The organism is Herminiimonas sp. (assembly GCF_030655415.1).
In genome coordinates this window covers 109752-120827 of sequence record NZ_JAURVN010000015.1, presented here as the reverse complement: position 1 = coordinate 120827, position 11076 = coordinate 109752, and the positions used below count along the sequence as shown (strand labels likewise).

8 protein-coding genes are annotated in these 11076 nt (G+C 51.4%); 7 read left to right on the top strand and 1 reads right to left on the bottom strand.

Annotated features, from left to right (window positions below):
* Positions 1 to 81: 81 nt before the first annotated feature.
* The 7 genes from Q7T66_RS14835 (at position 82) to Q7T66_RS14865 (ending at position 9822) form a co-directional block, all read left to right on the top strand.
* Positions 82 to 3441 carry a DUF748 domain-containing protein gene (locus Q7T66_RS14835; protein WP_304933877.1) on the top strand — a complete coding sequence of 1120 codons (3360 nt, stop codon included), beginning with the start codon at positions 82 to 84 and terminating at the stop codon, positions 3439 to 3441.
* Positions 3442 to 3676: 235 nt separating this feature from the next.
* Positions 3677 to 3862, top strand: coding sequence for a hypothetical protein (locus tag Q7T66_RS14840; protein ID WP_304933876.1), 186 nt, complete (start codon positions 3677 to 3679; stop codon positions 3860 to 3862).
* A 147-nt stretch (positions 3863 to 4009) separates the two neighbouring features.
* Positions 4010 to 4609, top strand: coding sequence for a hypothetical protein (locus tag Q7T66_RS14845; RefSeq protein ID WP_304933875.1), 600 nt, complete (start codon positions 4010 to 4012; stop codon positions 4607 to 4609).
* Positions 4610 to 5104: 495 nt separating this feature from the next.
* On the top strand, positions 5105 to 7456 hold the full coding sequence (locus Q7T66_RS14850) for a Tex family protein (protein ID WP_304933874.1): 2352 nt from the start codon (positions 5105 to 5107) through the stop codon (positions 7454 to 7456).
* A 59-nt stretch (positions 7457 to 7515) separates the two neighbouring features.
* Complete coding sequence (gene grxD / locus Q7T66_RS14855) at positions 7516 to 7830, top strand: Grx4 family monothiol glutaredoxin (RefSeq protein ID WP_304933873.1); 315 nt, start codon at positions 7516 to 7518, stop codon at positions 7828 to 7830.
* 1 nt (position 7831) lies between these two features.
* On the top strand, positions 7832 to 8467 hold the full coding sequence (locus Q7T66_RS14860; protein WP_304933872.1) for a UbiX family flavin prenyltransferase: 636 nt from the start codon (positions 7832 to 7834) through the stop codon (positions 8465 to 8467).
* A 146-nt stretch (positions 8468 to 8613) separates the two neighbouring features.
* Positions 8614 to 9822, top strand: coding sequence for a PA0069 family radical SAM protein (locus Q7T66_RS14865; protein ID WP_304933871.1), 1209 nt, complete (start codon positions 8614 to 8616; stop codon positions 9820 to 9822).
* A 263-nt stretch (positions 9823 to 10085) separates the two neighbouring features.
* On the opposite strand, the gene Q7T66_RS14870 is transcribed toward Q7T66_RS14865, so the two are convergent.
* A complete protein-coding gene (locus Q7T66_RS14870) occupies positions 10086 to 11051 on the bottom strand; it encodes a tripartite tricarboxylate transporter substrate binding protein (RefSeq protein ID WP_304933992.1) in 966 nt (321 codons plus the stop codon).
* Positions 11052 to 11076 lie beyond the last annotated feature (25 nt).

The following is an 11076-nucleotide window of genomic DNA, read 5'->3' as shown; positions in this document are numbered from 1 at the left end:
AAGCGTATTCAGATCAGCAACATTTCGCCTATCCCGCTGGTAGAATCAGAACACCGCCACTCTTGGTCAGTGCTGACTCCCATGCAAAAATCCCTCCAGCAGTTGCCCCAGTCTTTACGTCAACTTTCCGGCAAGCCGGCTTTCAGACGAACTGCGATCGGGCTGGTGATTTTCATCGTCTTTATCGGCTTGTTTGGCTACTTTGCGCTGCCCGGCATTATCAAGTCGCAAGCTGAAAAAATCATTTCCGAAAAACTGAATCGGCAAACCACAATAGGCCAGGTCGAAGTCAGCCCTTACGCGATGCGTCTTACCTTGCGCGACGTCAAGATGATGGAGCCGGAAGGCGATGTGAAGTTTGCAGGCTTCGACGCACTGACCGTCAATTTATCCATCCAATCACTATTCCGCTTCGCACCAGTAGTCGAACAATTGCAAGTCAGCGCGCCGTATGTGCATCTGGTGCGCAAGGACGACACGCATTACAACATCGATGACATCATCGAACTGATCAATAGCCAACCGCCTTCGCCAGAACCGGCGCGCTTTTCTGTCTTCAATATCGAGATCGATAGAGGACATATTGAATTCGATGACAAACCAGCCAAGACCGTGCACAAGGTCACTGACTTGAAAATCGGCGTGCCCTTTATTTCATCACTGCATTCCAAAATCGATGTATTCGTCGAGCCATTATTAAGCGCCAACGTCAACGACACGCCGCTGCTGATCAAGGGAAAAACACTCCCCTTTGCCGATCCTGTACAAGCTGTGGTTGACCTGAATCTGGACAATCTGGATCTCACTACGTATTTGAAATACATCCCGGGCACGCCGCGTTTCAAAGTGCCAAGTGCACGCCTTGATCTACATTTGATCGCGAATTTTCAGCAACCAAAAGATAAAGCGCCAGCGCTGCTGCTGAGCGGCGACATCAAGTTGAAATCGCTGCAGCTGAATGATCAAGACAATAAATCCATCATCAAACTGCCTGAGCTTGCCGTCACATTAAAAGATGCGAGCCTGCTGAGCGATCGTATAGAAGTCGCCAAGCTAGCAATCAACGGTGTAGAAGCTGACATTACACGCAATGCAAATCAGCAGTTCAATTTTGAAAATCTGCTGGTGCCACCGACAGGCGCAGCGCCATTAAAAACAGCGAAAAAACCTGCGGTCGAACCTGCAACAATCACGACTGCAGATCCAACTACAACAGCAAAACCGGCAGTGGTTGCGGAACCTACCAAACCGAAAGCTGCACTCAGTTTTGCATTGGCAGAACTGGATATTAAAAATGCCGCGCTGCGTTTTACCGATATGCAGACTGCGCATCCTATGCAAGCCAAGGCAGAAAAGTTTGATCTGAGCGTGCGCAAAATTGAAGTTGATACTGGCAGCAAAATCGTCAGCGTCGATGAAGTCGTTTCGAATCAAGCCGCTTTCTTTTTGCAACAAGACAAACCACGCGCAGACTCCGGCAAAGTCGCAGCGCCTGCTAGCAGCAAAACTAAAAGTAACGATGCCAGCGCTGCTTACGTCGTCAATGTCAAAAAAATTGGCATCGATAATTGGTCAGCACGATTGGAAGATCGCAGCCTGAAACGTCCCGCTGTCACCACTATAGAACCATTGAAGTTAGCCCTGCAAGACATCTCGACCAAGGCTGGAGCACGCGGCAAACTCGACTTGCAAGCTGCGGTCAATAAAACCGGCAAGCTGGCAGTCAGCGGCGATCTCGGCATGGCACCTTTGCATGCAAATCTGGCGCTCGACTTGAAGAACGTCGACATCATGCAAGTGCAGCCCTACATCACCGACAAGATCAATATTCTTTTGACGCGCGCTGACATCTCCAGCAAAGGCACGCTGCAAATAGACGAAGGAAAAAATGGCGAACTGCTGGGCGGCTTCAAAGGCGATCTGACGCTGGGCAATCTCGCGACCGTAGACAAACTCAGCACCAGTGAATTTTTACGCTGGAAGTCTTTGTATTTCGGCGGCATGGATGTACGCCTCTCACCGCTCGCCCTGAACATCGATCAAATTGCGCTCAATGATTTCTTTGCACGCGTAATTCTCGATCCAAACGGCCGCATCAACTTGCAAGATATCCGCGTAGTGAACACCGGCGGCGTACAAAAAAGCGTGACAGAAGCAGCACCGACCGTAGCACCGGCACCGATTGCACCCGTCGCAGAAAAAACCGCAGTACTACCGCCGCCAGCAAAAGCAGCCAGCGATATTCCACCTATCAAAATCAAGAAATTGACGATGCAAGGCGGCCACGTTCGCTTTACCGATAATTTCATCAAACCAAACTACACCGCCAACCTGATGAAATTTGGTGGAGTGGTTAGTGGCTTGTCGTCGGATGTAAATTCCAGCGCCAACGTCAATTTAAAAGGCGAAGTAAATAGCGCACCGCTCAACATCGACGGCAAGATCAATCCGCTCAAGGGCGATTTGACGATGGATATCAAAGCCGCAGTGCAAGGCATGGAACTGGCGCCGCTATCCGCTTATTCCGGCCGTTACATCGGCTATGGCATCGAGAAAGGCAAGCTCTCTTTTGACGTCGCCTACAAGGTAGAGAATCGCGTACTCACTGCGCAGAATCGACTAGTTCTAGAACAACTAACGCTAGGCGAAAAAATTGAAAGCCCAACTGCAACAACGCTACCTGTGAGCTTTGCCCTGTCGCTGCTGCGTGACAGAAACGGCGTGATCGACATCAATCTACCGATAGGCGGCTCACTCGATGACCCTCAGTTTTCCGTAGGCGGCTTGATCGTCAAGGTCATCGTCAATATCCTGACGAAAGCAGTAACAGCACCATTCAGCTTGCTGAGTTCGATGTTCGGTGGCGGCGAAGAATTATCGATGCTTGAATTCGACGCAGGCCGCGCCCGCATCAATGACGCTAGCGAAACCAAACTGAAAAGCATGGCGAAAATATTAGTGGATCGCCCTGCGCTGAAACTCGAAATCACAGGCCGCACCGATCCTGAAGCAGATCGCGAAGGTTTGAAAAAAGCATCCATAGACCGCAGAGTCCGCGCCTTGAAATTAAAAGACATGGTCGGTCGCGGCGAATCCGCTGAAGCAAACAGCATCACCATTACGCCACAAGAATATCCAGCCTTGTTGAAACGTGTTTATAAAGACGCCGACTTCAAGAAACCACGCAATATGGTCGGCCTGCAAAAAGATATACAGGTTGAAGAAATGGAAAATCTTTTAAGCACCAACGCCACCGTCAGCGACGACGATTTGAATTCACTAGCCAATCGCCGCGCACAAGCGGTGAAGGACTGGCTGACCGGTGAAGGCAAAGTCCCGGATACGCGGATTTTCATACTGGGTTCGAAGTCGGGTAATCAAGGTGCTAAAGACGACGCGGCTAAAGCGAAGGCGAATCGTGTGGATTTTTCTTTGAAATAACGGCGCTTGCAAAAAAACAGAGCGATACAGACTTTTAATCGCTTTTAATCAGGGGAAAAGACCAACGCTACAGAAGAATTGATGTTGCCGCTTTTGATTTTGTTTACGGCTACTGATTCTCGCAGTACTTTTTTTATGAAGTAACCATGTGAATTTTTACGGGAAAGGCGCGCCCAGTTACATAGCGGCTCCCAAATTATCCATCACTTCTCCGGTTTAAACCGAGTTAGGCGCTATGAGCATCATCGACCTTATCGTTGCTCCCGGCACTGCCGTAGGTTGTGTCATCGGGATAGCTATTGCTGTTGGTTTGAATTGGCTATTTCCAGAAAAAGATTTGATAACGCCTCAAGCATTGGTTGTTGTTGCTACTACTGCTGTTGGAATGTTTTTCGAGTTTTGGCCGCCTAGGAAGGACTAAAACGAATACTCCAATTAACTTCGCGGGCTAACCCCATCAATCATAAGTGACTGCAGAACTGACGTGGCGAAATTCTTCAACCGCCATCGCGTCGCAGCCCCTTACCTTCAACGTTAGGATTTTATGTATTGCGATAAATGTTTCACATTGAGTTCAGACAAAAGTACCCATTGCATTCAATGCGGGAAGACCTTCTTTGAGGAAAGGCCTAAACTTCAATCTCCCATCAAGAAATCAAACGACGGCATAGGCCTTTTTACAGGTATCGCAGGGCTAGCAGTTGGTCTATATTCCGGCATATTTGTACTGCTGCTGTTAGCGGCTTACGGCGTGACGTCTTGGTGCGGGAAGAAATTCTTAAATCGAAAAGCAATTCCATTCCTTCCTACTATCGCAGTACAAATTAGTTTGATAGTCATTCCTACGACCTTTTACTTAATTCTTTACCTAAAAGGGTTAATGCCACTATCAGCAACGTTTCTCTTAATAGATATGAGTCTTCCGTGTATTGGTCTTATATGGCTGATAAAGAAGCCAGGCGTGAAGCCAGCAATTGCACTTAGTGTTTTCCAACTAGTTACTCTCGGTGTGAACGTTATGGCTATTTTAGAAATGGATATTGGTACCCAAAATCACAAAGCACTTGCAAACTATATAGTTTGGCGTGTAGGTGCCCTATATCTTTTGTGGGCTCCGTTTTTATGGCGTAAGGAAGACATTATTCATGACACAGAAAAAGTATTCTGACTCGTCGCTGAACCTAGGCACGCAAGCTTGTTTGTTAGCTGAGTGCAAACACGGCTATTTCAATTCATCGTCATTAAGGTTTGTGCTTCTGCAATGCAGAAGGCGAGCCGAACCAATCGTTCTTCCGCTTTGACGCTGCCGTTTGTGCGGAGCAGAAAATGGAAAAAGAAGTGAACGCTGTCTGAGCGCAGCGAGTTTCGTTCGCTTCCCATTTTTTGATTTGCACAAACGGGAACCCGAAGGGCAGCGGCTTGCGGTCGCTTTTTTGGGTTACCTTTTTTGGCGAAGCAAAAAAGGGTAACTAGCCGCCGGGCTACCCCCGGCAACTGAGCCAGCCCGAAGAAAACACCCCATCAGCTACCAGCAAACGTGACAACAAGAAACATCCCTCAATAAACTGCATTTCATCTCCCGAGTTTTCACCTCTGTCAAGACTGGCGCAATCGTCTAGATTGCGTATCATCTAGCGCTCGCTACACTCATTAATCAATATTCATGCTGCCTTCCATAGAACAACGTCTCGCCGTCGAACTCGCGGCCAAACCCGTACAAGTTGCTGCGGCAATCGCCTTGCTGGATGAAGGCGCGACCGTGCCTTTTATTTCCCGTTACCGCAAAGAAGCAACCGGCGGCCTGGATGACATCCAGCTGCGCTTGCTGGAAGAACGCCTGCGCTATTTGCGCGAACTGGAAGACCGACGCGCAGCCGTCATTGCATCCATCGAAGAACAAAACAAGATGACGCCGGCGCTGCTCGACGCTATCACACATGCAGAAGACAAAACCCGTCTGGAAGATCTGTATCTGCCATACAAGCAAAAACGTCGCACCAAGGCGCAGATCGCAGTCGAAGCCGGCCTGACAGAATTAGCCGATGCATTGCTGGCTGATCCAACATTGAATCCTGAAGAAGAAGCGGCGAAATATTTGAAGCCTGCGTTCACCGTGGATGGCATCGACAATCCCGGCGTGGTTGATACCAAAGCTGCCCTCGATGGCGCACGCCAGATTTTGATGGAGCGCTTTGCCGAAGATGCAACGTTGCTGCAAGCCTTGCGCGAATACCTGACTGAGCACGGCATCGTTGAATCCAAAGTAGTCGAAGGTAAGCAGGATGCCGGTGAGAAATTCGCCGATTATTTCGATTACTCGGAGACCATCGGTACCATTCCTTCGCATCGCGCACTCGCATTGTTCCGCGGTCGCCGCGAAGAAATGTTGAACGTCAATTTGCGTCTGGATACCGAAGAAGAAAAACCAAAGTGGGATGCGCCGCACAATCCGTGTGAAGGCCGCATTGCAGCGCGCTTCGGTATCAGCAATAAAAATCGTGCTGCCGATAAATGGCTGGCCGATACCGTGCGCTGGACCTGGCGCGTGAAAACTTTCATGCATCTGGAAACCGAGTTGATGACCAACTTGCGTGAGAAAGCAGAAGTCGAAGCGATTCACGTTTTTGCATTGAATCTGAAAGCGCTGCTGCTGGCAGCACCGGCTGGCCCGCGCGCAACCATGGGTCTCGACCCAGGTTTGCGTACCGGCGTCAAGGTTGCGGTGGTCGATGCGACCGGCAAAGTGGTCGATACCGCGACCGTCTATCCGCATCAACCGCGCAACGATTGGGAAGGCACTTTGCACACGCTGTCGCAATTGGCAGAGAAGCACAAAGTTGCATTGATCTCTATCGGCAACGGCACCGCATCGCGCGAGACCGACAAGCTGGCGCAAGACTTGATCAAGCTGCGTCCTGAATTAAAGCTGACGAAAATCGTTGTGTCGGAAGCCGGCGCATCGGTGTATTCAGCATCTGAATTTGCGTCGCGCGAATTACCGGATATGGACGTCTCAATACGCGGCGCAGTATCCATTGCACGCCGCTTGCAAGATCCATTGGCCGAACTGGTGAAGATCGATCCGAAATCAATCGGCGTCGGCCAGTATCAGCATGACGTCGGCCAAACCCAATTGGCGCGTTCGCTCGATGCGGTCGTCGAAGATTGCGTGAATGCGGTCGGGGTTGACGTCAACACTGCCTCTGCACCATTACTGGCGCGCGTGTCGGGCTTGAACAATAGCGTTGCACAAAGCATCGTCAGCTATCGCGACATGAAGGGCATGTTTGCATCGCGTGCCGATTTGCGCGCAGTGCCGCGTTTGGGCGACAAGACGTTTGAACAAGCTGCAGGTTTCTTGCGCGTGATGGTCAGCGACAATCCACTTGATGCGTCGGCAGTGCACCCGGAGTCGTATCCGCTGGTTGAAAAAATCCTGGCTGACATCAAGCGCGATGTAAAAAGTATCATCGGTGACGAAAAAACATTGAAGTCTTTGAATCCGGCCAAATATGCGGATGAGAAGTTTGGCGTGCCGACGATTACCGACATTTTGAAAGAGCTGGAGAAACCAGGTCGCGATCCGCGTCCAGAGTTCACCACAGCGACTTTCAAGGATGGCGTGGAAGAGATGCGCGATTTGCGTCCTGACATGATTCTGGAAGGCGTGGTGACTAACGTTGCAGCCTTCGGAGCGTTCGTCGATATCGGCGTGCATCAGGATGGGCTGGTACATATTTCCGCGCTGTCGAACACCTTTGTCAAAGATCCACACACGGTGGTAAAAGCCGGTCAGGTCGTGAAGGTCAAAGTGCTGGAAGTGGATGAGAAACGAAAACGTATCGCTTTGACAATGCGTTTATCCGATGCCGCACCAGTGGCTGGCAGCAAACCTGAGCAACGCGCAGATCGTAACGATAGCAAGCGCCTGTCGCAGCATCAGAACCAACAAGGACGGCAAGCGGAGTCCGGTAGTAGCGCGATGGCAGCGGCTTTTGCCAAACTCAAGGGATAAGCAGCAGAAGCGGCCGGTTTTTCTTATAATGACGCATTAACTTACACAGCGAGGCAGTAATGAGCGACGACGTACAATCCTGGATCAAAGAAACCGTAACCCAAAATGAGGTTGTTTTATTCATGAAGGGCACGGCACAATTTCCACAGTGTGGCTTCTCAGGCAAAGCGATTGCATTGCTGAAAGAAAGCGGCGTAACGGATCTGATCACCGTCAACGTATTGGATGACGCAGAAGTTCGCCAGGGCATCAAGGATTACTCCCAATGGCCTACCGTTCCTCAGTTGTATGTCAAAGGTGAATTCATCGGCGGCTCCGACATCATGAACGAGATGTTCGCGTCCGGCGAACTGCAAACTTTGTTGAAAGCTTAATGTGACTGCGTCTGCTGACGCACTCTCATTAGCGCAGCCGCAAGCACCGCGCCGGAAGCGATTAATCATCGCGATCACCGGTGCGACCGGTGTCATCTATGGCGTGCGGCTGCTGCAAGTTTTACGCGATCATGCAGAGGTAGAAACGCATCTGCTGATCTCTGAAGCTGGCATGCTGAATCTGCATCAAGAACTCGACATGAAGCGCAAAGACGTCGAAGCGTTGGCAGATGTCGTGCATAACGTGCGTGATGTGGGCGCATCGATTGCCAGCGGCTCTTTTCAATCTGACGGCATGATCGTCGCGCCCTGCTCGATGAAAACGCTGGCTGCCGTCGCGCATGGCTTGTCCGACAATCTGATCACGCGCGCGGCTGATGTGGTTTTAAAAGAGCGCCGCCGTTTGGTCTTGATGGTGCGTGAAACCCCATTCAATCTGGCGCATCTACGCAATATGACTGCTGTTACCGAAATGGGCGGCATCATTTTTCCACCTCTCCCCGGTTTTTATCATCGCCCTGCATCGATTGCAGATATGGTCGATCACACCGTTGGTCGCGTACTGGATTTATTCGAGATACAGCATGCGTTGACGCCACGCTGGCAAGGCTTGAAAGTTAAGCCGGACGCGCAATAATCTGCGTGTTTTTTTCTAAACTTCCTCAGTTTCATTCCGCAATTTAAATCTACCAAGCATCCGCAAACGATTGGGATTTCCTGATTGATCGCATGGCTTCCTGCGCATAATATACTGTACATAAACACAGTATTTATGAGGAAGAAATGTCCGATGACGACTTCAGTAATGAAACGCAGCCGCTGGTGCAGATGCCCACAGCGCGTAAAGGTCGCGGTGCTGTTTCCAACCTGCAAGGCCGTTATGAAATGCAGGCGCGCGAACGGTTTGATGACGGCTGGCTGAATGATAGTTGCGGCAATGGATCTGATGAGAATGGTGATCACCTATTCAACGAAGATGGAAGCAATAACACTGCGCCGCCTACCTGGAAAACTTATGTCACTGAAGAAAAAGCGAAAAGCATCCTGACGCGCAATGCGTCACCTGATATTCCGTTCAGCGTTTCGCTTAATCCGTATCGCGGGTGCGAACATGGTTGTATCTACTGCTTTGCGCGGCCCACGCATAGTTATCTGGGACTTTCGCCCGGCCTGGATTTTGAAAGTCGAATTTTTGCGAAGATCAACGCCCCAGAATTATTGCGTCAGGAGCTAGCCAAATTTTCGTATGTCGCGCAGCCCATCGCGCTCGGCGTCAACACCGATGCCTATCAACCTTGCGAGCGTGAATACCAATTGACCCGACGCGTGCTCGAGGTATTGCACGAGTGCGAACATCCGGTGGGCTTGATCACCAAATCATCATTGATCGAGCGCGACATCGACCTGTTATCCGCAATGGCCGCCAAGCGACAAGCGGCCGTAGCGATCACCATCACAACGCTCGATCCCGCCATCGCACGCACGCTGGAACCCAGAGCCGCGGCACCAGTGCGACGCTTGCGCACGATACGCACGCTGACAGATGCCGGCATTCCGGTCAGCGTCAGTATCGCGCCCGTGATCCCCTTTATTACCGAACCGGATCTGGAACGCGTACTAGCCGCAGTCGCGGAGGCAGGTGCCATCAGTGCGCATTACATCGTGCTACGTTTGCCGTGGGAAGTTAGTCCCTTGTTCCAGCAATGGTTGCAGACGCATTTCCCGGATCGCGCGCAACGCGTCATGAATCACGTGCGGGAAATGCGTGGCGGCAAAGATTACGATGCCAATTTTGGTACCCGCATGCGCGGCGAAGGGATTTGGGCCGACCTGATTCGGCAACGCTTTGAGAAAGCGGCAAAGCGGTTAGGCCTCACTGGACATTCACATCGTTTTCACGCGCTCGATGCTTCACGCTTTCGCCGGCCCTTGCATATTCCGGCGCAGGCAAAATCAAATGGCAAGGCTTGCGATCAGCAAGATCTTTTCTAAACAGAGAATGCCGCGCGCAAGAAAAAACCCTCCGCAACTTTCGTGGCTGAGGGTTTTTAGTGTGGAGCCGGCCGTCTGTTTCGAGCTGGCTAGCTGCTGATTACATCAGCACAAGCATCCATTCCGAAACGTTCATGCCGATATGAACAACCTCCCGACACCTATAAAAATATGCCCTTAAAGCTTTTTCCTGCATAAATTATTTCCAGGGCGACGATGCGCACAGCCGGCATCTCATGCTCAGTCGGCAGTGTGCTCTTGCCCTATTCCAGCTTGACGCCGGAGCTCTTGACAACCTCCGCCCAGCGCGCCATTTCGGACGAGATCATCGCGGTGAATTCCGCCTGTGACATGTTCGGAATATCCGAGCCGGCACTCGTCCAGTTTCGCTGGATCTCCGGGGACGCCAGCGCTTTCTTCACTTCTTCGGTCATGCGCTCGACCACCTCGGGTGGGGTGCCCTTGATTGCCCACAGACCGTACCAAGTGGATACTTCATAGCCTGGCACACCGGCTTCCGCAGCCGTCGGAACGTCGGGAAAGCCAGGTGCGCGCTTGGCAGATGCGACGGCAAGTGCCTTGATGCGGCCGCTCTTTACATGACTGGCCGAGGAACCGAGTCCGTCGAACATGAGATCGAGCTGCCCCCCGATCAAGTCCTGTAGCGCCGGACCTGCGCCGCGGTATGGAATATGGGTAATGAAGGTCTTGGTTTGGATCTTGAATAGCTCACCCGCCAAATGATGCGAGGTGCCGTTACCGGCCGAGCCGAAATTCAGCTTGCCAGGATTCTTTCTTACGTACTCCAGCAAACCTTTTAGATCCTGCACCGGAACGCGCTGCGTGTTGACCACGATCACCTGTGGCGGTGTGGCAATGACGGTAATCGGGATGAAATCTTTTTGGAGATCGTAAGCGAGCTTTGAATACAGCGCCGGTGCAATCGCATGATGCGCTGCGCCAACGAAAAACGTGTAGCCATCAGGTGCTGACTTCGCTGCTACGCCCGCACCAAGAGTGCCACCTGCGCCACCGCGATTATCGATGATGACCGCCTTTCCGAGCTGTTTGGTCAGCTGCGCCGCCAACGGGCGTGCAAAGGCGTCGGTTCCGCCACCCGGAGGGAACGGCACGATCAACGTCACCGGTCTCGTGGGCCAGGTCTGCGCAAATGCACTGACGGATAGGCAAAGTCCAGCGATCACCAAGAGGGGGATTCTAAGTTTCATCATCTTGTCTCCAAAATTGTATTTT

Bases quoted from the DNA above. Each gene is read 5' to 3' on its own strand.
- grxD (WP_304933873.1), top strand. From the start codon at position 7,516: ATGAGCGACGACGTACAATCCTGGATCAAAGAAACCGTAACCCAAAAT.
- Q7T66_RS14835 (WP_304933877.1), top strand. From the start codon at position 82: ATGCAAAAATCCCTCCAGCAGTTGCCCCAGTCTTTACGTCAACTTTCC.
- Q7T66_RS14870 (WP_304933992.1), bottom strand. From the start codon at position 11,051: ATGAAACTTAGAATCCCCCTCTTGGTGATCGCTGGACTTTGCCTATCC.
- Q7T66_RS14850 (WP_304933874.1), top strand. From the start codon at position 5,105: ATGCTGCCTTCCATAGAACAACGTCTCGCCGTCGAACTCGCGGCCAAA.
- Q7T66_RS14865 (WP_304933871.1), top strand. From the start codon at position 8,614: ATGTCCGATGACGACTTCAGTAATGAAACGCAGCCGCTGGTGCAGATG.
- Q7T66_RS14840 (WP_304933876.1), top strand. From the start codon at position 3,677: ATGAGCATCATCGACCTTATCGTTGCTCCCGGCACTGCCGTAGGTTGT.